At 60.1% G+C, this 21963-nt stretch carries 23 protein-coding genes; 17 read left to right on the forward strand and 6 right to left on the reverse strand.

The features are described from left to right. Positions 1 to 121: 121 nt before the first annotated feature. Genes ACR0KJ_RS06720 through selD form a run of 7 tightly spaced genes read left to right on the forward strand, consistent with a single transcriptional unit; the run spans position 122 to position 8193 of the window. On the forward strand, positions 122 to 2992 hold the full coding sequence (locus ACR0KJ_RS06720) for a monovalent cation/H+ antiporter subunit A (protein ID WP_170622070.1): 2871 nt from the start codon (positions 122 to 124) through the stop codon (positions 2990 to 2992). Continuing rightward, a complete protein-coding gene (locus tag ACR0KJ_RS06725) occupies positions 2992 to 3351 on the forward strand; it encodes a Na+/H+ antiporter subunit C (RefSeq protein WP_170449386.1) in 360 nt (119 codons plus the stop codon). Before ACR0KJ_RS06720 ends, ACR0KJ_RS06725 begins: the two co-directional genes overlap by 1 nt. Further along, positions 3348 to 4871, forward strand: coding sequence for a monovalent cation/H+ antiporter subunit D (locus ACR0KJ_RS06730; protein ID WP_170449384.1), 1524 nt, complete (start codon positions 3348 to 3350; stop codon positions 4869 to 4871). The genes ACR0KJ_RS06725 and ACR0KJ_RS06730 overlap by 4 nt, the downstream gene beginning before the upstream one ends. Then, on the forward strand, positions 4871 to 5368 hold the full coding sequence (locus ACR0KJ_RS06735; RefSeq protein WP_170452980.1) for a Na+/H+ antiporter subunit E: 498 nt from the start codon (positions 4871 to 4873) through the stop codon (positions 5366 to 5368). The genes ACR0KJ_RS06730 and ACR0KJ_RS06735 overlap by 1 nt, the downstream gene beginning before the upstream one ends. Then, on the forward strand, positions 5365 to 5634 hold the full coding sequence (locus ACR0KJ_RS06740; RefSeq protein ID WP_170524812.1) for a K+/H+ antiporter subunit F: 270 nt from the start codon (positions 5365 to 5367) through the stop codon (positions 5632 to 5634). Before ACR0KJ_RS06735 ends, ACR0KJ_RS06740 begins: the two co-directional genes overlap by 4 nt. 7 nt (positions 5635 to 5641) lie before the next feature. After that, positions 5642 to 6028, forward strand: coding sequence for a Na+/H+ antiporter subunit G (locus ACR0KJ_RS06745; RefSeq protein WP_170449380.1), 387 nt, complete (start codon positions 5642 to 5644; stop codon positions 6026 to 6028). Between the two features lie 5 nt (positions 6029 to 6033). Beyond that, entirely contained in the window at positions 6034 to 8193 is a 2160-nt protein-coding gene (selD, locus tag ACR0KJ_RS06750) for a selenide, water dikinase SelD (RefSeq protein ID WP_480626244.1), read from the forward strand. Here the strand turns inward: selD and mnmH are convergent. Together mnmH and ACR0KJ_RS06760 are read right to left on the reverse strand one after the other, a co-directional pair. Then, positions 8184 to 9236: a tRNA 2-selenouridine(34) synthase MnmH gene (mnmH, locus tag ACR0KJ_RS06755; protein ID WP_480626245.1), complete on the reverse strand. Its 1053-nt coding sequence runs from the start codon at positions 9234 to 9236 to the stop codon at positions 8184 to 8186. The genes selD and mnmH overlap by 10 nt on opposite strands. A 47-nt stretch (positions 9237 to 9283) precedes the next feature. Beyond that, positions 9284 to 9949, reverse strand: coding sequence for an SOS response-associated peptidase (locus ACR0KJ_RS06760; protein WP_170622073.1), 666 nt, complete (start codon positions 9947 to 9949; stop codon positions 9284 to 9286). 54 nt (positions 9950 to 10003) lie between these two features. Here ACR0KJ_RS06760 and ACR0KJ_RS06765 point away from each other — a divergent pair, with 54 nt between their 5' ends. Continuing rightward, positions 10004 to 11656, forward strand: coding sequence for a tetratricopeptide repeat-containing sulfotransferase family protein (locus ACR0KJ_RS06765; protein WP_170622074.1), 1653 nt, complete (start codon positions 10004 to 10006; stop codon positions 11654 to 11656). A gap of 56 nt (positions 11657 to 11712) precedes the next feature. On the opposite strand, the gene ACR0KJ_RS06770 is transcribed toward ACR0KJ_RS06765, so the two are convergent. Next, complete coding sequence (locus tag ACR0KJ_RS06770; protein WP_480626246.1) at positions 11713 to 13296, reverse strand: bifunctional metallophosphatase/5'-nucleotidase; 1584 nt, start codon at positions 13294 to 13296, stop codon at positions 11713 to 11715. 109 nt (positions 13297 to 13405) lie between these two features. Here ACR0KJ_RS06770 and ACR0KJ_RS06775 point away from each other — a divergent pair, with 109 nt between their 5' ends. From ACR0KJ_RS06775 to arsC, 4 genes are read left to right on the forward strand one after another with little or no spacing between them, the layout of a single operon-like run. After that, complete coding sequence (locus tag ACR0KJ_RS06775) at positions 13406 to 13744, forward strand: DUF952 domain-containing protein (protein WP_480626247.1); 339 nt, start codon at positions 13406 to 13408, stop codon at positions 13742 to 13744. After that, positions 13741 to 14172, forward strand: coding sequence for a DUF1330 domain-containing protein (locus ACR0KJ_RS06780; protein WP_480626248.1), 432 nt, complete (start codon positions 13741 to 13743; stop codon positions 14170 to 14172). Before ACR0KJ_RS06775 ends, ACR0KJ_RS06780 begins: the two co-directional genes overlap by 4 nt. Next, positions 14169 to 15227 carry a quinone-dependent dihydroorotate dehydrogenase gene (locus ACR0KJ_RS06785; RefSeq protein WP_480626249.1) on the forward strand — a complete coding sequence of 353 codons (1059 nt, stop codon included), beginning with the start codon at positions 14169 to 14171 and terminating at the stop codon, positions 15225 to 15227. Before ACR0KJ_RS06780 ends, ACR0KJ_RS06785 begins: the two co-directional genes overlap by 4 nt. Beyond that, positions 15224 to 15565 carry an arsenate reductase (glutaredoxin) gene (gene arsC, locus ACR0KJ_RS06790; RefSeq protein ID WP_480626250.1) on the forward strand — a complete coding sequence of 114 codons (342 nt, stop codon included), beginning with the start codon at positions 15224 to 15226 and terminating at the stop codon, positions 15563 to 15565. Before ACR0KJ_RS06785 ends, arsC begins: the two co-directional genes overlap by 4 nt. Here the strand turns inward: arsC and ACR0KJ_RS06795 are convergent. From ACR0KJ_RS06795 to ACR0KJ_RS06805, 3 genes are read right to left on the reverse strand one after another with little or no spacing between them, the layout of a single operon-like run. Further along, entirely contained in the window at positions 15562 to 16878 is a 1317-nt protein-coding gene (locus ACR0KJ_RS06795) for an MATE family efflux transporter (protein WP_480626251.1), read from the reverse strand. The genes arsC and ACR0KJ_RS06795 overlap by 4 nt on opposite strands. Before the next feature lie 3 nt (positions 16879 to 16881). Continuing rightward, the gene (locus ACR0KJ_RS06800; protein WP_170449359.1) at positions 16882 to 17400 is read right to left on the reverse strand and encodes a PaaI family thioesterase; all 519 of its coding nucleotides are present in this window, start codon (positions 17398 to 17400) and stop codon (positions 16882 to 16884) included. Further along, complete coding sequence (locus ACR0KJ_RS06805; protein WP_170524846.1) at positions 17401 to 17820, reverse strand: PaaI family thioesterase; 420 nt, start codon at positions 17818 to 17820, stop codon at positions 17401 to 17403. Between the two features lie 116 nt (positions 17821 to 17936). On the opposite strand from ACR0KJ_RS06805, the gene ACR0KJ_RS06810 reads away from it, so the two are divergent. From ACR0KJ_RS06810 to ACR0KJ_RS06830, 5 genes are all read left to right on the forward strand, one after another. Next, positions 17937 to 18305 carry a MerR family transcriptional regulator gene (locus ACR0KJ_RS06810; RefSeq protein WP_170449355.1) on the forward strand — a complete coding sequence of 123 codons (369 nt, stop codon included), beginning with the start codon at positions 17937 to 17939 and terminating at the stop codon, positions 18303 to 18305. Between the two features lie 247 nt (positions 18306 to 18552). Next, on the forward strand, positions 18553 to 18954 hold the full coding sequence (locus tag ACR0KJ_RS06815) for a MerR family transcriptional regulator (protein WP_170449353.1): 402 nt from the start codon (positions 18553 to 18555) through the stop codon (positions 18952 to 18954). A gap of 42 nt (positions 18955 to 18996) precedes the next feature. Continuing rightward, positions 18997 to 20778 (forward strand): acyl-CoA dehydrogenase C-terminal domain-containing protein, encoded by a 1782-nt coding sequence (locus ACR0KJ_RS06820; protein WP_170449351.1) that lies wholly within the window; start codon positions 18997 to 18999, stop codon positions 20776 to 20778. Positions 20779 to 20833: 55 nt separating this feature from the next. Continuing rightward, on the forward strand, positions 20834 to 21046 hold the full coding sequence (locus ACR0KJ_RS06825) for a hypothetical protein (protein ID WP_005981899.1): 213 nt from the start codon (positions 20834 to 20836) through the stop codon (positions 21044 to 21046). Positions 21047 to 21322: 276 nt separating this feature from the next. Continuing rightward, positions 21323 to 21961, forward strand: coding sequence for a glutathione S-transferase family protein (locus tag ACR0KJ_RS06830; RefSeq protein ID WP_480626252.1), 639 nt, complete (start codon positions 21323 to 21325; stop codon positions 21959 to 21961). Positions 21962 to 21963: the final 2 nt, after the last annotated feature.

Here is a 21963-nt window from a genome sequence, read left to right on the forward strand (position 1 = left end):
CAGGTTAATCACATCCGGAATACATCTTTTGAGGCCGTTCGAAACCTTGCAATTTTTGGACAGTCAATAAATTATCCTTACCAATTCAATCATATTGACCGCTCAGACCGGAGTATCGCACTTGTCCCTATTCCTCATCGCGGCCCTTCCCTTTATCGGAGCTGTGTTTCCAGCCCTCCTGATCCGGGCGGGACGAAACGCAGCCGCCTCGGCCGCTGGGTTGACCACCTTCCTGGCCCTGATGGGGTTGTTGATCCACATCCCCTCGGTCATGCGAGGTGAGGTCGTGACCGCCCGGTACGACTGGATACCGGGCCTGGGGCTGAACGCGAACTTCATGCTGGACGGGCTTGGTTTTCTGTTTGCCCTGCTGATCTTGGGCATCGGTCTGCTGATCATCCTCTATGCGCGGTTTTACCTGTCGCGCGAAGATCCGATGGGGCAGTTCTATACCTATCTGCTGCTGTTTCAGGGCGCGATGGTCGGGATCGTTCTGTCCGACAACATCCTGCTTTTGTTGATCTTCTGGGAGTTGACCTCGTTAAGTTCCTTCCTGCTGATCGGCTATTGGAAACACCTGCCCGAAGGCCGTCAGGGCGCGCGAATGGCACTGGCCGTCACCGGTGGCGGCGGGCTGGCGATGATCGCCGGGATGCTGATCCTGGGCAATATCGTGGGGTCCTACGATCTGAGTGTGATTCTGCAGAACAAGGAACTGATACAGGCATCGCCCTATTACATGCCCGCGCTGATCCTGATCCTGCTGGGCTGTTTCACCAAGTCGGCGCAGTTCCCGTTCCATTTCTGGCTGCCGCACGCGATGGCCGCACCGACGCCGGTTTCGGCCTATCTGCACTCGGCCACGATGGTGAAAGCGGGCCTGTTTCTGATGGCGCGGATGTGGCCGGTTTTGTCGGGCACCGATGCGTGGTTCTATATCGTTGCCACCACCGGTCTAGTAACCATGCTGCTTGGGGCGGTGATCGCGCTGTTCAAGGATGATCTGAAGGCGCTGCTGGCGTTTTCAACCGTCTCGCATCTGGGTTTGATCACCATGCTGCTGGGCTTTGGCACCAAGTTTGCCGCCGTGGCCGCCGTGTTCCACATCATCAACCACGCGACGTTCAAAGCCGCCTTGTTCATGACCGCCGGGATCGTCGATCACGAGACCGGAACGCGTGATGTCAAACGGCTGGGGGGTCTAAGGCACCTGATGCCGATCACCTTCACAATCGGCACAATCGCGGCACTGTCGATGGCCGGCCTGCCGCCGCTGAACGGGTTCCTCTCGAAAGAGATGATGCTGGAGGAAACCGTGCACACCACATGGCTGAACTCGCACTATCTGATGCCGGGTCTGGCCCTGCTGGCGGCGCTGTTTTCCGCCGCCTATTCCTTCCGTTTCGTCAGCCATGTGTTCCTTGGACCGCAGCGCGACGATTACCCCGCGCATCCGCATGATCCGCCTGTCGGGCTGTGGATTGCGCCGGCGTTCCTTGTGGTTCTGGTTGTGCTGATCGGCTTCTATTCCGCCGCTATCGTCGGCCCATTGGTGGCCGTTGTGTCCAGCGCTGTGATCGGGGGCGAGAAACTGCCCTATTACTCGCTGAAACTGTGGCACGGGTTTACTCCGGCGTTGTATATGTCGGTCGTGGCCACGCTGGGCGGTCTGTTCCTGTTGGCGCTGCACAAACGGGGCGAGTATGTGTGGAACGCTCTGCCCCGCCCCGAGGCCAAGGTGATTTTCGAGGCTATCATCAACGCCTTCACGCGCCTCAGCCAGTGGATTACGGATGAACTGCACAATGGGGTCCTGAGCCGCTACGCGATCATCTTTGTCGCCTTTACCGTAGGGCTTGGCTATTACGCCTATTCGACGGGAACCATCGGTGTCGAAACCCGTGTACCGATTCCCGCGCAGATCATTCCCATCATTGGCTGGATCTGTCTGGTCGGCGCGACGCTGGGCATCATGTGGTTCCATCGCAACCGTCTGCTCTCGCTCGTGCTGATCGGCGTTGTTGGCCTGATCGTTTCGGTTGCCTTCAACTATCTGTCGGCACCGGATCTGGCGCTGACCCAGATCTCGGTCGAAGTGGTGACGATGATCCTGCTGCTGCTGTCGCTGAACTTCCTGCCCACCGAGACGCCATGGGACAGTTCCGCCGCGCGGCGCTGGCGGGATGCGGCGATTTCCGTGGTTGCTGGCGTGGGAACCGGGGCGTTGATCTATGCGATCATGCTGCGCGACTTCGCCTTCCCGACGATTTCCGATTTCCATCTGGCAAACTCGTACAAAGGCGGCGGAGGCACCAATGTGGTGAACGTCATTCTGGTCGACTTCCGGGGCTTTGATACCTTTGGTGAGATCATTGTTCTGGGCATTGCCGCGCTGATCATCTTTGCCCTGACCGAGGCGGTTCTGGGCACCAATGTGCGCGGCTACCTGCTGAACCGCAAACCGCACTGGCCGCAATCGGGGGATTCACACCCACTGATGATGGTGGTTGTCACCCGTGTGATGATGCCCATCGCGCTGATGGTCGGGGCCTATATCTTCTTCCGGGGTCACAACCAGCCCGGGGGCGGCTTCATCGCCGGTCTGATCGTCGCGATTGCGTTTCTGATGCAATACATGGCCAGCGGCTATACCTGGGCGATTGAACGACAAAGGTTCTACTATCACGGCACCATCGGCTGGGGTGTGCTGATCGCCGCCGCCACCGGTCTGGGGGCCTGGTTCAACGAACGCCCCTTCCTGACCAGCGACTTCGGCTACATCAACTGGCCCCCGCTGGAAGAGTTCGAATGGGCCACCGCCATGTTGTTTGACGTGGGCGTGTTCCTGGCCGTTCTGGGGGCCGTGATGCTGGCGCTCGACAGCCTGTCGCGCTTTGCGTGGCGACCGGGCATGGCGCAGGAATTCCCGATGGATATCAACCCGCTGCGGGATGCCCCACAGGACGAAGTAGAAGAGAAGGAGCAGGCCTGATGGAAGCGCTGGTTGCCTCTGCCGTAGGCATTCTGACCGCCGCCGGGATCTTCCTGATCCTGCGCCGACGGACATTCCCGGTCATTCTTGGCCTGTCGCTGATCACCTATGCGGTGAACGTGTTCCTGTTTGCCACCGGACGTTTGGCCCTGAATGCGCCTGCGGTTCTGAACAAATACGAAGACGTCCCCTATACCGACCCGCTGCCCCAGGCCCTGGTGCTGACGGCCATCGTGATCTCGTTCGGGATGACGGCGGTGATCGTGATGATCGCCCTGTCGGCCTATCTGTCCTCGAAAGATGACCATATCGACATGAGCGCAAGCGACAGCGTGGACGCGCCGGAGGAAGACGCATGAACCACTGGATCGTTGCGCCGATCGTCCTTCCCGCGATCCTGGCCCCGTTCATTATCATGGTCCTGCGCTATCATCTGGACCTGCAACGCATCTTCTCGGTCTCGGGCGTCGTTGCCTTGCTGGGCATTGCCCTGACCGTCACCGCCCAGGCAGCGGGAGGGGAGATTCAGGTCTATGAGCTTGGCAACTGGCCCGCGCCGTTCGGCATCGTCATGGTGCTGGACCGGCTTTCGGCGATGATGGTTCTGCTGACCGCTTTGCTGGCGTTGCCCATTGTGCTCTACGCTATCGCCTCGGGCTGGGATGAACGGGGGAAACACTTCCACGCCTTGTTCCATTTCCAGCTTATGGGCGTTTGCGGCGCCTTCCTGACCGGTGACGCCTTCAACCTGTTTGTGTTCTTCGAGGTTCTGCTGATCGCCTCATACGGTCTGATGACCCATGGCGGCGGGTCCGTGCGGCTGAAATCCGGCGTTCAATATGTGGCCTACAACTTGCTGGGCTCGACCCTGTTCCTGTTTGCTCTGGGCACGCTTTACGGTGTGACCGGCACACTAAACATGGCCGATATCGCCCTGCGCGTGGCCGAGATCCCGCCCGAAGACACCGCTCTGCTGCGCGTCGGTGCGGTGCTGCTGCTGCTGGTCTTCTGCATCAAGGCTGCCGTTCTGCCGCTGCATTTCTGGCTTCCAGCCAGCTATGCCAACGCGCCGCTGCCGGTGGCCGCGCTGTTTGCGATCATGACCAAGGTCGGCGCGTACTCGATCATCCGGATGTATACGCTGGCCTTTGGACCCGAGGTCGAGGCGACCCAAGGGCTGGTCGGCGACTGGCTGCAACCCGCCGCACTGGTGACGCTTGCGGTCGGGGCCATTGGCATTCTGGGGTCGCAGCATATCGCGCGGATGGTGGCCTTCTGCGCCATCGCCTCGATGGGGACGCTGCTGATCGCGATCTCGCTGTTCACACCTCAGGCCAGCGCCGCCGCACTGTATTACGTGTTCCATTCGACGCTCGCCACGGCGCTGTTGTTCCTTGTCGCCGATCTGGTGATGGAACGACGGGGCGGAGCGATTATGCCCAAAGCGCCGATGGCGCAAACCGGGCTGATCTCGGCCCTGTTCTTTGTCGGAGCCATCGCCATGGCCGGTATGCCGCCGCTGTCGGGCTTTGTCGGCAAGCTGCTGGTGCTGGATGCCTCGCGCGGGGCGCCGGATGCGAGATGGGTCTGGGCCGTGATCCTGATCGGGTCCTTTGTCACCATCGTCGGACTGGCGCGCGCAGGATCGTTGATCTTCTGGAAGAGCCACGATGCATCGACACCGGAAGATGAGGACACCCCCAAAACCGCGCCCGAGCCGCAACCCGGCTTGGCCTTTACATCCGTCTGCGGTCTGGTCGCCGGCCTGATCCTGCTGACTATATTTGCCGGGCCTGCACTGACCTACACCAGTAAAACCGCTGAACAACTGTTCACGCCCGAGCACTACATCTCGGCCGTGTTGGGAGGGGAAGAATGATCAAGCTGCTGCGCCGCGTATTCCCGCACCCGCACCTGACCTTCCTGCTGACGGTGGTCTGGATGCTGCTGGCCAACAAACCGTCGCTGAACTCGTTGGTCTTCGGGCTGATCCTGGGGATCATCATCCCCTTCATCACTCAACCCTACTGGCCCGACCGCCCCAAGCTGCGCAACTGGCCGATGGTCGTTGAGTACATGCTGGTCGTTCTGTGGGACATCGTGATGGCCAACATCACCGTTGCCCGGATTATTTTGTTCAAGCGCGACTCGGACCGTCAGCCCAACTGGGTCTGCATCCCGCTGGAGCTGCGCACGCCCGAGGCGATCACCGTTCTGGCAGGCACCATCACCATGACCCCCGGCACCGTCAGTTGTGACCTGTCGGCGCAGGGGCATAACCTGCTGGTGCACTGCCTCGACGCCCCCGACCCCGATGCGGTCCGCGACCAGATCAAGCAGCGGTATGAACGCCGACTGAAGGAGATTTTCGAATGATTGACTATGCGATCTGGTTTGCCTTCGCCTGTTTCGGAGCCGCAATAATGATGTGCCTGTGGCGGATCATCACTGCGGACGGCGTTGGCACTCGCGTTCTGGCGCTGGATACGATGGTGATCAACACCATCGCCCTGATGATCCTTTACGGTCTGGATCAGGGCACCGAGATCTTTTTCGAGGCCGCCATGATCATCGCCATGCTGGGCTTTGTTTCAACCGTGGCCTACGCGCGCTTTATGCTGCGCGGCAATATTATCGAGTGAGGGCGGCATGACTTTTTTCGTCGAACTTCTGATTGCAGCCTTCCTGATTATGTCTGGCATCTTCGGCTTTGTGGGCTCTTTCGGGATGATCAAACTGAAGGACCCGATGTCGCGTCTGCACGCACCCACCAAGGCAACGACGCTGGGGGTTGGCGGCGTGCTGCTGGCCTCGATCGCGCATTCTGTCTTGTTGGAAGGCAAACTTTCCCTGCACGAGTTGCTGATCACCCTGTTTCTGTTCCTGACCGCCCCGATCACGGCCCTGTTCATTGCCAAATGGCACATACATCGCCATGAAAAGCCCGAGGATCTGCCCGACGCGGGCGAGGATGAGCTTTGGGCCACCCACGCGGTAGAGCAGGTCGAAGACGTCCCTGACCACAGTACGAACTGATCCTGATGAATAGACCTCCGCTGCCCCTGACCCGTGATCTGGTTCTGATTGGCGGAGGACACACCCACGCGCTGTTGCTGCGCAAATGGGGGATGAACCCGCTGCCCGGTGCACGGGTGACGGTGATCAATCCCGGCCCGACCGCGCCTTATTCCGGGATGCTGCCCGGCTATGTCGCGGGGCATTATGCCCGGTGGGAACTGGATATCGACTTGGTAAAGCTGGCCAGATTTGCCGGTGCGCGGGTCATTCTGGGGGCGGTCGATGGCATCGATACCGATCAGCGCTGCGTTCATGTACCGGGGCGTCCGCCGGTGGCGTTCGACGTGGCCTCGGTCAATGTCGGGATCACCTCGGACATGCCCGCCCTGCCCGGCTTTGCCGAACACGCGGTGCCTGCCAAACCCTTGGGCCCTTTCGCCGCCCGTTGGGCTGCATATCTGGATGGCAGCGGCCCCGCATCGGTTGCCGTGATTGGCGGAGGTGTCGCGGGTGTCGAACTGGCCATGGCCATGGCCCATGCCTTGAAATCCCGCCAACGCACGGCGCAGGTGACGCTGATCGACAATGCCTCGGCCCTGACAGCGACCGGGCTCAAAGCCGCCGCGACGATCCGCCGGGCAATGGCCGGGCTGGGCGTCGAGGTGCTGGAACAGACCGCGATCAAGGAAATCGCCGCCGATCATGTGGCGTTGCAGGATGGTCGCCAGATCGAGACCCAGTTCGTAACCGGAGCGGCAGGGGCCCGCCCCTATGACTGGATCACCCGCACCGGGCTGGACCTGCAGGACGGGTTCATACGGGTGAACGGCCACCTTCAATCCAGCGATCCGGCCGTTTTCGCCGCCGGGGACTGCGCCCATCTGACGGAAAACCCACGCCCCAAGGCGGGCGTTTATGCGGTGCGCGAAGCTCCGGTTCTGTTCCATAACCTGCGGGCGGCGTTGGGCGCGGGTCGGATGCGGCGCTATGTGCCGCAGAAGGATTACCTGAAGCTGATCTCGCTAGGCGGCAAATCCGCGCTGGGGGAGCGGCTGGGCACCTCGTTCAGCGGCGCATTGATGTGGCGGTGGAAAAACCACATCGACCAGACCTTCATGAGCAAATTCCGCGACCTTCCAACGATGCCAACCCCGGCGCTGCCGCGCGATCACGCGGCGGGCCTAACCGAGGTGCTGGGCGACAAACCCATGTGCGGCGGCTGCGGGGCCAAGGTTGGGCGCGGTGCCCTGCAACAGGCGCTGGCGGCTTTGCCTGAGCCAACCCGGACCGACGTGACGCCCCTGCCCGGAGACGACGCTGCGCTTTTGACAACGGGTGGGGTACGGCAGGTCATGACCTCGGACCATTTGCGCAGCGTGACCAATGACCCGGTTTTGATGACGCGTATCGCGGCGGTGCATGCTTTGGGCGACATTTGGGCCATGGGGGCCGAACCGCAGGCTGCAACGGCGACTCTGATCCTGCCCCGCATGTCCGCAGCACTACAGGAACGCACCCTGAGCGAGATCATGACCACCGCCAACGAGGTCATGCGAGAGGCCGGGGCCGAGATCGTCGGCGGTCACTCTTCGATGGGCGATGAGATGACGATTGGGTTCACCCTGACGGGTTTGTGCCGGGATACGCCGATCACTCTGGCCGGTGGCCGACCAGGGGATGCGCTGATCCTGACCAAGCCTATTGGCAGCGGCGTCGTGATGGCTGCGGAAATGGCCGGGCGCGGAGTTGGTGCAAGCGTGGCAAGAGCTTATGAAATCATGACCCAACCGCAGGGTGCTGCGTCGCGTATTCTGGTCGATGCGCATGCCATGACCGACGTCACCGGCTTCGGTCTGGCGGGTCACCTGAAGGGCATGTGCGACGCCTCGGGCGGTGGCGCGGTTCTGGATCTGGAGGCTGTTCCCGCAATGCCCGGGGCCTTGGACCTGAACGACAGCGGCATGCATTCCACCTTGTTCGCGGATAACAGATCAATCGCGCCCGAACTTCCCTCGGACGGCAAGGCGGCGCTGTTGTTCGACCCTCAAACCGCAGGCGGGTTGCTAGCAGCCATTGCGCCCGACGATGCCGACGCGGTGTTGGAAGACCTGCAAAACGCCGGGTATCCGGCGGTGCGCATCGGTTCCCTGACCGAAGCACCGGGCCTGCGGCTTCAATGCTGATCCAGAGCCCGTTCGATCCGGGCGGCTGCCTCATTCAAGCCCGGCTCATCCAAGCGCACGACTTCGATCTGCGCCAGTGTGTCGGTCGCAAAAGACCGTCGGGATTTGGTGTAGGCGGGATCGTAATGCTGCTCCATCAGGGCGCGGGTCAAGGCCGGTTTGTCACCGGCATCGATCAGTTGCAACCACCCATCAACAACCTCGTGCCCACGATGGAGGCGCAGCGGTGACAGCCGGTCGCGCAGACGTTCGGTGTCCGACAGGATGTCGTCATATGCGCGAGCGAGATAGGCGGCGCGAGCTTCAATCGGTGCGCTGATGTGAATGCGCGGCGCGTTGCACATCGCGGTCCAGACGCTGGGCGGCAATATGCGCTCTCCGATTTTGGACGACTCCGCCTCGACCACAACCGGGCGTGCCGGGTCCAGAGCGCATAAGGCGGCAGAGAGAGCGGATTCAAAAGCCTTCTGGCTGGGCTGCCCGCCCGGCCTTTCCCCCAGCAAAGACCCGCGATGATTGGCCAGACCTTCCAGATCGATGACCTGAACGCCTCGTTGGTTCAGATAATGCAAAAGGTCGGTTTTGGCGGTCCCGGTATACCCATCCAACGCCACCAGCCGGAACGGTAACGGTTGGTCATACAGGTAGGCATTCACCAAACGGCGATAGGTGCGATACCCGCCCTCAACCACTTCGGCCCGCCACCCGATCTGTTGCAATGTCCAGGTGAATGAGCCCGAGCGCTGACCGCCGCGCCAGCAATAGACCAGTGGACGCCAGTTGCCCTCATGATGGCTGAGCCTGTGTTCGATGTGGTTGGCCGCGTTCCGAAACACCAACGCGGCCCCAAGCTTGCGGGCCAGAAACGGGCTTTGCTGTTTGTAGATCGTTCCCACCCGCGCGCGTTCTTCATTGTCCAAAACAGGCAGGTTGATCGCACCAGGCAGGTGATCTTCGGCAAACTCTGCCGGGCTGCGCACGTCGATCACGGTGTCGAACCCATGCGAATAAAGCTGTGTGAGATCAGAGAATTTCAGAGCCATGGCAACGATCTAGCTGTCCGCGCGACCTATGGAAAGCCTGTCAGCGATCATTCTTCGATTGCCTCGATCAATTCGGGGCCCGACGCGCGGTTGGAATTGACCGTCGGGTCGACCCGGTGAAACTCCAACACATCCTCGGCCCCGGGTTTCATCAGCCGCGCGGCACCTTTGCCTGCCTCACCCAACCACAAGGACCAGTCGTCCGGCTCAAGGATCAAGGGCATCCGGTGGTGAATGGCAGACAGGTTTTGGTTCGCTTGCGTGGTGACGATGGCGCAGGTGGATTGCCGGGCGTCATCAGGGCCCCAATCCTGCCAGACCCCTGCAAACGCGATGTGAGCCCCATCTTTGCGATGAATATACCAGGGCAGACGGGTGCCCTGTTCCGTCTTGGTCCATTCGTAGAAACCGGTGGCTACGATCAGGCACCGTCGCGCGCGGCAGGCATCGCGAAAAGCGGGTTTTTCAGCCAGTGTTTCAGCCCGGGCGTTGATCAACAAGGGCCCTGCGGTTTCGGTCTTGTACCAACGGGGCAGAAATCCCCACCGCAGCGCGTCCAACTGCCGACCGCCCTCACCCAACCGCACGGCGTGGACCTGATTTGTCGGGCAAATGTTGTAGTTCGGGACGGCGGGCAAGGCGTTGGCAGGCCTGGCGGCAAAAAGCTGCGCCATGGCATCATTGGGAAGAGTTATTGCAAACCGTCCGCACATGGGTAATGAACCCTCGAAAGTGTTTCATTCAGGCACAAGGTCTCATGGGGTGACATGAAAAATCAAACGGCGAAATCCCTGAAAGACAAGGCAATCGAGCTTTTGGAGGCAGGAAAACTGCCACAGGCGTTGAAAAAGGCCGAGCTGGGGATCAAGAAATTCCCGAAGGACTGCGATTATCGCGCCATAGCCGGGTTCGTCCTGACCGAGATGAAGCAATACAAACGCTCGATCCCGCATTTCGTCGAAGCCTCGCGTATGAAGCCGGAAGACCCGCAATTTGTCGAGAACCTTGCAAATGCGTTGATGCAGACCGGCCAGATCGAGCGCGCGCTGACCTATGCGGAACAAAAATCCGAGAAGTTTCCGAACAACAAGGAACTTGCGCGGGTCATCGAAGAGATTTCGCTGAAGGGCAGCAACTGGCGGTCGATCATCGACTATGCGACGCAGAAACTGGCCAATGATCCCGATAATGCTGATCTGCTGATCAAAAGGGCGCGTGCTTTCGCAAGGATCGGCTTTGTGGAGGAAAATACGCGCGATGTCTCACGCGCATTCGAGTTGGACGCCGAGAATCCGGCAGTCGCCTTTGCCAAAGCAGTTACCTTGCACCAAAGCGGCGACAAAGAGAGCTCTGGCACGCTTTATCGTGCGATTGTGGACAAGGACCCGAACCACAAGAACGCGTTGCTGCAATTGTCGACCATTGCCGACAAGGGTAATGCCTCTGCCCTTTTGAACAAGGTTGAAGCGGCGATAGATGCCAGTGATCACGACTTGCAAGAGCTTCAATTCGCAAAGGCCCACCTGACCTCGAAGATTGAAGGGCTGGGTGCGGCGATGCCGCATTTCGCGCAAGCCAACGCGACGCAGCACGGCACCAATCCCTACCATTTTGCGGCGGAAGATAAGAAGTTTAACGCGATTACGAACCTGTTTCCGGTTGGCGGGCCTGCAGTCAGTTCTGATCTGGTCGAGACCCCAGCCCCGATTTTCGTGATCGGGCAGCCCCGCTCTGGCACAACGTTGATGGAAATGATGCTCAGCGCCGCGCCCGGTATCGCGGGTTGTGGCGAACTGACTTTGGCGGCGGATTTGTCTGTCGAGTTCCAATCGGGCGAACAGGCGTTCGACGCGGATGCAGCACGCGAGTTCGCGCAGCAGTTTCGCGAGCTAATGCCGCCGATCCCCGAGGATTCGACAGCCTTTGTCGATAAGATGCCCCATAACTTCCAGCGCGTCGGCTTCGTCCTTGGGGCGTTCCCGAACGCGAAAGTCATCAACATGTTGCGCGATCCTCGGGATGTTGGCCTGTCAAAATGGATTCGGCGTTTCCCGGCGGGCGGTATGAACTATGCCTCGAACCTGGAATCGATTGCGCATACGGCCAACCTGTACCGTCGGTACATGGCGCATTGGGATGCCGCGTTTGCCGGTCGCATCCTGACCGTGCCTTATGAAAAACTGGTTGCCGACCCGGAAACCTACAGCAGAGACATCGCTGCGTTCTGCGAGATTGAATGGCACCCCGCGATGGTGCGCCCCGAGGACAATACGAAACAAGTGCGAACAGCCAGTATCGATCAGGTGCGCAACAAGATCTCGACCAAGTCGATCGGTGGCTGGCGCGCCGTCGCCGAGCATATTCAGCCCATGCTGGACGGGTTCGATCCCGATCTATGGCCTGAGTACGATTTCAGCTGATCCAAACGAAAAAAGCCGCATCGAAATGATGCGGCTTTCTTTGATATACCAGCGCCTTACTTCTGCTTGATACGCCCATCGACATAAGGCGTATACGGCGCGTTTGCGGCCAGATATTCCGCTGTCACATCCGCCAGATCAGGACCAAAATCATAAGCGTTCTTGTCGTCGCCTTCGAACATGCTGTACCCGTCTCCGCCATTGCGCACATAGTTGTTGGTCACGACCAGATAGGTCGCTGCCGGATCGATCGGCACAAAGCCGTCACCCTCGGCAACCATGACTTCAGTGATACGGCCCTTGTTCGGCGCGACCGAAGGATCCCAGGTGAAGGTCATACCGGCAACCTGCGGGAAACGGCCTTTGACTTCTTCCACCTGGCTGACACCGTTTTCCAGCGCGTCAATGACGCCCTGACCGCTGATCTCAAAGGTCGACAGCGTGTTCTGGAACGGCAGAACCGTCAGGACCTCGCCCATGGTCACTTCGCCTTCGTCAATCGAGGCGCGCAGCCCGCCCGAGTTTGCGATGGCGATCCGGGCCCCCTGATCCGCAACCCGCGCCAGCATCGCATCGGCGACAAGGTTGCCCATCTCGCATTCCTGCACCCGGCAAATATCGCGCGACCCTTCGACCGCGGCACCGGTTTCAGCAACCACGCGCTGCTTCATCTCTTCAATCGGTGCGCCCATTTCGGCGACACGCGCTGCGACGTCGGGGTCAGGGGCGACCGAGGCGTCCAGCAGGATCGGCTCACCTTCTGCGGAAATCAGATTGCCGTCATCGTCGAAGGTCAGAACCACTTCGCCCAGATATTTCGAATAGGCATAGGCCTGCACCACCGGCACATCGCCCACCATCGTCGGATAGGCACCCGCAGCACCTTCGTCCGTGTTCGACAACAGCGTGTGCGAATGGCCGCCAACGACAAGATCCAAGCCGGGAACCTGTTCGGCGATCTCCAGATCTTTGGCCAGACCCACATGGTTCAGCGCGATGATGATGTTCACCCCGTCTTCCTGCAGCGCCGCGACGTCGGCCTTCAGGCTTTCGATTTCGTCCTTAAACACCACGTCCTTGCCGGGGCTTGAGGTATCGACCGTATCCGTTGCCAGCGCCGAGATGATGCCGATCTTCTGGCCACCAACCTCAAGAACCACGTGGTTTTGCACCTTGTCCTTCAACTCGGCCGAATTCGACAGATCCAGATTGCCCGAGATCACCGGGAAGCTGACCGCGTCGATGAAGGCTGCAAGACCTTCGGGGCCATCGTCGAACTCGTGGTTGCCGACGGCCATGACATCATAGCCGATACCTTCCATGAACTCGGCCTCGGCCGCGCCCTTGTAGGTGGTGTAGAACAGCGAGCCCTGGAACGGGTCACCCGCATCCAGAAGCAGCACGTTTTCATCCGCCAGCTCGGCCCGCTTGGCGTCCACGGCTGTTTTCAGCCGGGCCACGCCGCCGAAACACTTGCCCTCGGCCTCGTCTTCGGCGTCGCAGGTGGAATCGTATTTGTTGATCGACTCGATGCGGCTGTGAATGTCGTTTGTGTGCAAAATCGTCAGCTTATACTCAGCCGCCGCAACACCTGCGGTCAGGGCCAACACGGCTGCGGAGGTCAGGAAACGGGTCAACATTTGAATACTCCCTATCTTTGATTGCGCAGATCGTGCGCTGTGGACGGGAAAGAGTCAAAGGGGCAAATCCGACTTGATTCCCCTCGCAGCGCGAGGCATCACCCAAGACATGCTGATCTACAAAATTTTCCGGGCCGATGAATGGGCCGAGTTGCAGGCCAATGGGGCATCGGACGGGGCTCCGATCGATCTGTCCGACGGGTTCGTGCATTTTTCCACCGCTGAACAGGCGGCTGAAACCGCAGCCAAGCATTTCGCCGGTATCGAGGGGCTGACCCTGTTGGCCTGCGACGCGGATGCCATGGGCGATGACCTGAAATGGGAGGTGTCGCGCGGCGGGGCCCTGTTCCCACATCTCTACCGCCAGATCCGTATATCTGACGTGGTCTGGTCGCGCGCGCTGCCCTTTGATGGCCAAACCCACCACTTCCCGAAGGAGATGGCATGACCGCCTATATCGATCCCGAACGCGAGCAATTCGAAACCTTCAAGACGCTGGATCGCGATCACCCCATCGAGATGTTGAATCTGGTCAAGTTTCGCGCCAAGGCCGCCTATCCGGTGGGTCACGAACTGGCCGGGGCCGACCTGACCGGGGCGGATGCCTATGGCAAATACGGGGCAGAGACGGCCCCTATCATTGCCCGGTTGGGCGCGTCGATCCTGTGGCGCGGCGTGTTTCAGGCAACTTTGATCGGACCGACGGATGAAGCGTGGGATGCAGTGTTCATCGCCCGTTATCCCAGCGCTCATGTGTTTTTGGAAATGGTCACCGATCCTGACTATCAGAAAGCCGTTGTGCATCGTCAGGCGGCGGTCGAAACCTCGCGCCTGATCCGCTGCGGTTCGACCGAGGGCGGGGCGTCCTTCGGATGAAATTGACTGAAAAACTTGGGCTGGCCGCCCTGCACCGGATGGATCCGGAAATCGCCCATGGGCTGTCGATCAAGGCGCTGAAGGCTGGGCTGGCCCCTGCGCCCGGGCCGATCACCTCGGCCCGGCTGAGCACCGAACTTGCGGGGCTGCGCCTGCCCAACCCGGTGGGGCTGGCCGCTGGATTTGACAAGAACGGAGAGGTCCTGACCCCTCTGTCCCGCGCAGGCTTTGGGTTTATCGAGGTCGGGGCCGTGACCCCGCGCCCACAGCCCGGCAATCCCAAGCCCCGCCTGTTCCGCCTGATCGAGGACAAGGCCGCCATCAACCGTTTTGGGTTCAACAATGACGGAATGGAGGTCATGGCCGGACGGTTGGCTAACCGTCCCAAGGATGCTGTGATCGGCCTGAACCTTGGGGCGAATAAAGACAGCGACGACCGGCCGGGAGATTTCGCCAAAGTGCTGGCCCATTGCGCCACGCATCTGGATTTTGCCACCGTCAACGTCTCATCCCCGAACACCGAAAAGCTGCGCGATCTTCAGGGCAAAGCCGCGCTTAGTGCGCTGCTGAGCGGTGTCATCGAGACACGCAATGCCCTGCCCCGCCCCCTGCCCATCTTCCTGAAAATCGCGCCCGATCTGACCGAGACCGAACTGCAGGACATCGCCGAGGTCGCCGCCGAGACCGGCGTGGATGCTGTGATCGCAACCAACACCACTCTGTCCCGTGACGGCCTGCGCAGTGCGCACAAGGACGAAAAAGGCGGCCTGTCGGGTGCACCCTTGTTCGAGAAATCGACACGCGTGCTGGCCCGGTTGAGTCACCTCACCGGCGGCAACATCCCTCTGATCGGCGTTGGTGGCGTCAGCACGGCGGAACAAGCCTATGCCAAGATTTGCGCCGGGGCGTCTGCGGTACAGTTCTATACTGCAATGGTATATGGCGGTCTGTCACTGGCAGCGGAGATCGCGCAGGGGCTGGATGCCCTGCTGGCGCGCGACGGGTTCAACTCGGTCGCGCAGGCCGTGGGTAGCAAACGAGAGGACTGGCTGTGATCGATTATTGGCACAACCCGCGCTGTTCAAAATCCCGCACGGGTCTGGCAATGCTGGAAGAGCGCGGTGCGGAGGTTCAGGTTCGGAAATATCTTGAAGATGCCCCCTCGGTCGAGGAACTGCGCGCGGCTCAGGCCCTTCTGGGCGTATCCGCCGTTCAGATGATGCGCACGGGCGAGAAGCGGTTCAGGGAATTGGGCCTGTCAAAAGATGCGCCGGACACGGAACTGATCAATGCCATGGCCGAGAACCCGATCCTGATCGAACGTCCTCTGGCCATCGCCGGGGGTAAAGCTGCCATCGGGCGCCCTCCGGAAAACCTGCTGGACCTGCTTTAAGCGACCTGAGCCTCAAGCCGGGGATAGCGCCAGCCCATGGTCACGCCGCGCGCAAGGTTCAGGACCATAAGCGCGGCCCACAGCCCGTGGTTGCCGAAGCTGGGCACCAGCAGGAACAGGGCCACGACATAGATCGCCACCGATTGCAGCATCGCATTGCGCATCTCACGGGTCCAGGTGGCGCCGATATAGATGCCGTCAAACATCCAGCTTGCCACGCCAATGATCGGGGCAATTGCCGCCCAGAACAAAAACGCGCGCGCGGCCTCGCGCACCTCGGGCGAGGTGGACATCAGATCGATCAGCGCAGGTCCGGCGAAATAGAAAACCGCGCCCAGCAAAACGGCCCCGCCGACACCCCATTGCGACGACACGACAGAGGCGCGCCGGACCTGAAACCTGTCCCGCGCGCCAACTGCGCCACCGACCAGCGCCTCGGCAGAAAACGCAAACCCGTCCAGCGCAAAGGCGGTGATTTCCAGAAATTGCAGCAACACCTGATTGGCGGCCAGATTGACGTCTCCCAGATCGGCCCCAACAAACAGGAACGTTGTGAAGGAACCGGTCAACAGGACCGAACGGATCATGATATCGCTGTTCACCTGCAGCATCCGCCGTAGACGGGCCGCATCGAAGATACGCGACCAATCGCGCCAGATCCGGTTCTGAAACCCGTCGCGGCACAACCACAGCCCCAGCGCCAGCCCCGTCCACTCGGCGATCAGGGTTGCAATGGCGACGCCTTCAACGCCCCAACCGAGGCCCAGAACAAACCACAGGTCCAGAGCGATATTCAGCCCGTTCATCCAGATTTGCAGCAGGAACACGCCCCGCGTCCGCTCGACCGCGATCAGCCATCCGGTTACCGCGTAAAGCGCGATGGTGGCTGGCGCCCCCCAGATCCGAATTTCAAGATAGGCCCGGGACAGCGCCTCGACCTCGGGGCTGGCCGGAGACAGCAGAAACGCGCCGCTGAAAATCGCAACCTGTGCGACGATGAAAACCAGCCCCGCCGCCGCACCCAGCATCAGCCCCCGGATCAGCAGGGCGCGCATCTCGGCCAAATCCCCTGCCCCGCGCGCCTGCGCGGCAAGGCCGGTGGTGCCCATGCGCAGAAAGCCGAATATCCAGTAGACCGCAGACAGGATCACAGCACCGATCCCCACGGCCCCAATCGGCGCAGCCTGACCCATCTGCCCAACAACGCCCGTGTCCACCGCACCCAGAATCGGCACCGTCACGTTGGACAGCACAATCGGAACCGCGATCCTCAGCACCCGCCCGTGCGTTATGGGTGCCGGGGCATCGTGCATTCCTTAGCTCTTGTCAGAGCGGCTTTGGGGGATCAGGAAATGCCCTGTGCCCTGCGCGAACAATTTGTCGTGATTGTCCTGCCAGGCCTCGACCCGAACCGAGGCATAGCGCCGACCGGATCGGTTGATAAAGGCGCGGGCATAGGCGTCGCGCGGCAGGCCTGAGCGCAGGAAATCCACCGTGAAATCGATCGTCTTGGGAAAGCGCGTCTCTTCTGATTTCAGAATATCCGCAACATCCAGTTCACCGCTTTCGATCCGGGGGAACAGACGTTCCCAGCTTAGGGTGATAAGGGCTGTGACTTCAAGAAACGCCGCCGTCACGCCACCGTGCAGGGCGGGCAATAGCGGGTTTCCGATCAACTTTTCGTCAAAATTCAGAACGCCGGTCAGCTCATCTCCGCGCCGGTCGAAGCTGATATTGAGAAAGCGGATATACGGAACACCTTCAACCAAAGCGGTCAGCGCGGCATCCCGGCGCTGTTTGACAACCTGCATGGGTTCGGGACGTGCACGCGCCATTTACTTGACCTCCACGGTGAAGGCACCCGATGCGGTGGCGACCGGATTGTCCTGATCTTCATCGGTTGCCGTGGCCCGTACAAAGGCCACGTTCCGCGTGATATGATAGCATTTGGCGCGTGTCGTGATGGTCTGGCCCGGCTTTGCGGCGCGCATGTAATCTATCCTCAGATCGATGGTTGCGGTGCTTGTCGGCTTCACCGGATTGCTCATCACAGCTGCGCCGCAGCACGTGTCCAGCATTGTCGATACGGCACCACCATGAATGACACCGGTCCGGGGATCGCCAACCAGCGCCTCGTTGTAAGGCATGGTGATTTCCGCTTCACCATTGTTAATATACGTCAGCTCTAACCCAAGTGCCTGTGCGTGAGGAATGGCCTGGATGAACTGGCGCGCAAATTTTGAGATATCCGCCATACATTTGGCTCCTGTCGTCAAGTTGCCCCTTTATGAGCCGCGGACGATGCAAAGGGCAAGCCCGCCTGTTGCGCTCGTCCTCATGACACCCTACGGTGCTGCCAAGGAGACCAGGAATGTCCGACAACCGTTTGTCATTCAAAGAGATGTGCGCTGAGTACGATGTGACTCCGCGTACCCTGCGTTACTACGAGTATATCGAGTTGCTGCAGCCCGATCGGGAAGGCCGGTCGCGGTTTTACGGCCCCCGCGAATGCGCGCGCATGACACTGATAATGCGCGGGCGCAAATTCGGCTTTCCGCTGGAAGAGATTCGTCAGTGGCTGCTGATCTATGAAGATCAGGGCAACGAGGCGCAAATGGCTGCCTTTGTCGAAATGGCCGACCGCCAGATGGACGAACTGAACCAGCAACGCCAGCAACTGGACGAGGCGATGGGCGAGCTCAAGCGCCTGCGCGACCAGACAGCAAAATCTCTGAACTGACAGGCTCAATGCCTGCCGGGTGCCGCAAGCGCCCATAAATCTGCCAGTCGTTTTGGCGGCGTCCGTCCCGATTCCCGGTTGACGCAGGGGAAACAAAATTGCCCCTGAGTCTGTTTACGCGTTCGGAAGTTACGTCAACTTGGAAATGACGCAGCGTTTGGATTACGTAAACGTCACTCTCATGTTGTAAAGCGACCAGCAACTGCGCAAGTCATGTCCAGTGACGCCAGTGACGAGAGTATGACGAATGACCGAAGATCTGATGACCATCCGTGAGATGTGCGAGACCTATGATGTCACGCCCCGTACCTTGCGGTTCTACGAGGCGAAGGAACTGCTGTTTCCGATCCGCGAGGGTCAGAAACGCCTGTTCACCAAACGCGACCGCGCGCGGCTGAAGCTGATTCTGCGCGGCAAGCGGTTCGGGTTCAGCCTGGAGGAAATTCGCCAGCTTCTGGATCTGTACCATGTGGGCGATCAGCAACTGACCCAGATGACCCGCACCTATGAGATCGCGTGCGACCGTCTGGCAGACATGGAATCGCGCCGCGAAGAACTGACGCAGGCAATCGACGATCTGAAAGAACAGTTGCGTTGGGGCGAAAAAGTCATCGCCTCGATGAAACAGGAAAAAAAGGCAGCCGAGTAACCTCGGCCTGCCGGCTGGAAATATGAATTAAGGGAGCTTTCCATGCCCGTGTATAACGCGCCTACCAAAGACACGCAGTTCATCCTGCATGACGTTCTGAAAGTCTCGCAGTCGGATATTCCCGGCTATGATGAACTGGAAGCCGAATTTACCGGCGCAGTTCTGGAAGAAGCAGGCAAAGTTGCCGCGAATGTGCTGCATCCGCTGAACACCGTGGGCGACACCGAAGGGTGTCGGCTGGAAAACGGCATCGTTTACACGCCGACCGGGTTCAAGGACGCTTTCGAGCAGGTGAAAGAAGGTGGCTGGACTGGCCTCGACATGCCGGAAGAGTATGGCGGCCAGAACATGCCCTATGTCATCGGGACTGCTGTGGGCGAGATGTTCTCGGCCGCGAACCAGGCCTTCACCATGTATCAGGGCCTGACCCACGGCGCGGCCTCGGCCATTCTGGCGCACGGCTCGGACGAGCAGAAGAACAAATACCTGCCCAACATGGTCAGCTGCGAATGGACCGGCACCATGAACCTGACCGAACCGCATTGCGGCACCGATCTGGGCCTGATGCGCACCAAGGCGGAACCGCAGGAAGACGGCAGCTATAAGGTCTCGGGTCAGAAGATCTTTATCTCGGCTGGCGATCACGACATGTCCAACAACATCATCCATCTGGTGCTGGCCAAGATCCCCGGCGGCCCCGAAGGCATCAAAGGCGTGTCGCTGTTCATCGTGCCCAAATTCATCGTGAACGAAGACGGCACCCCGGGCGAGCGCAACGGTGTTTCGGTCGGCAAGATCGAAGAGAAAATGGGCATCCACGGCAACTCGACCTGTGTGATGAACTATGACGAGGCGACCGGCTGGCTGCTGGGCGACCAACACAAAGGCATGCGCGCCATGTTCACCATGATGAACGAAGCGCGTCTGGGTGTGGGCATGCAGGGTCTGGCGCAGGCCGAGGCCGCCTATCAGAACGCCGTCGAATACGCCAAGGACCGCCTACAGGGCCGCGACGTGACCGGCGTGAAAAACCCGGACGGCCCCGCCGATCCGCTGATCGTGCACCCCGACATCCGCCGCAACCTGATGGATCAGAAAAGCTTTACCGAAGGCGCGCGCGCGTTCATCCTGTGGGGCGCGACGATGATCGACAAGGCGCATCGCTCGGGTGACAAGGACGCGGACGGTCTGATTTCGCTGCTGACACCGGTGATCAAGGGCTTCCTGACCGATCAGGGTTACGACATGACGGTTCAGGCGCAGCAGGTCTATGGCGGCCACGGCTACATCGAGGAATGGGGCATGTCGCAATACACCCGCGACGCCCGTATCGCCCAGATCTACGAAGGCGCCAACGGCGTTCAGGCGCTGGATCTGGTGGGCCGCAAACTGGCACAGGATGGCGGCAAGCACGTGATGGCCTTCTTCGAAATGGTCAAGGGGTTCTGCAAAGAGAACACGGGCCAGGACGAAGCTTATGACAAGGCGTTCATCGAACCGCTGAAGGCTGCGTCGAAGGATCTGCAGGCCGCTGGCATGTATTTCATGCAGCAGGGCATGAAGAACCCCAACAACGCGCTGTCGGGATCCTATGACTTCATGCATATGTTCGGCCATGTCTGCCTGGGCCTGATGTGGGCGCAGATGGCCAAGGCCGCGCAGGGTGCGCTGGACAATGGTGCGTCGGACAAAGAGTTCTACGAGACCAAGATCAATACCGGTCGCTTCTACATGGCCCGCCGCCTGCCCGCCACGACGCTGCATCTGGCCCGTATCCAGACCGGTGCGGACACTGTGATGGCTCTGGACGCGGCGAGCTTCTGATCTCAGTCTGGGTCCGGGCGCTCATGCCCGGGCCCAGCTATTGAGAGGATACAAGATGCCAAAACGTTTTCGCCTGACCCGCCGTTTTCCGGTCGCCATGACTGAAGACGGGTATCGCAAACTCAAGGGTTTCGCCCGTGAGGCCGGTCTGGATGAAGGTGAGGCGCTGTCCTTTCTGTTCGAGAACTTCAACAGCGTGATTGACGAGGAGAATCTGACCCACCGTCTGCGCATCTTCAACTCTGAGCTGGAAGCGCGAAAACGGTGAGGGCACGCACCAACCAACTGCCTGCTACGGCCTTAGGGCCGGACGCCTCCGGCGGGAGTATTTCTGAAAAGATGAATACGTGATGCGCCCCTGCCACCGGGCGCACTCGCCATCAGGACAGGGACGACTTCACCTTTTGCGGTCATCGGCTCTCCAGCCTGTACCGCAAGCCGAGTGAAACAGATCCGGTTTGATAAATGGTAAACGTCCTCACTTCATCTTTTTACAAATACTCAATTCCAACCTGACCACATGCGCCTTGGGAGGGGCAATCGCATGACGATCAAACTGCACTGCTTCGGAGAAAGCGGAAACAGCTACAAGGCGGCGCTGGCGTTGGAGATGTCCGGGCTGCAGTGGGAGCCGGTCTTTGTCGACTTCTTCAACGGTGAGACCCGCACGCCAGAGTTCCGCAAGGACGCCAACGAGATGGGCGAAGCCCCGTTTCTTGTCGATGGCGATTTTCGCACCAGCCAGTCCGGCGCCATTCAGGCTTACGTGACCGAAAAATCCGGCAAGTTCGGCGGCAAGGACCGGGACGAGAACTACGAGATCCTTCGCTGGGTGCTGTGGGACAACCACAAGCTCAGCTCGATGGCCGGGTTGACGCGGTTTCTGGTCAATTTCCTGCCGGAAAAACACCGTAACCCGGATGTGATTGCGTTTAATCAGGGGCGATTGAAAGCGGCTTACGAAGTCCTTAATGCCCATTTGGAAGGCCGTGACTGGATTGTTGGTGATGGCGTCACCAACGCGGATCTCAGTTGCTGCGGCTATCTGTATTACCCCGAACCATTCGGCTTTGACCGTGCCGACTGGCCCCATATCGATGCCTGGCTGACCCGTCTCAGCGCACAGCCCGGCTGGAAACACCCCTATGACCTGATGCCCGGCAAACCGTCGGATCGAGCTTAAGG

The sequence above is a fragment of the Ruegeria sp. AD6 genome, from assembly GCF_056542325.1.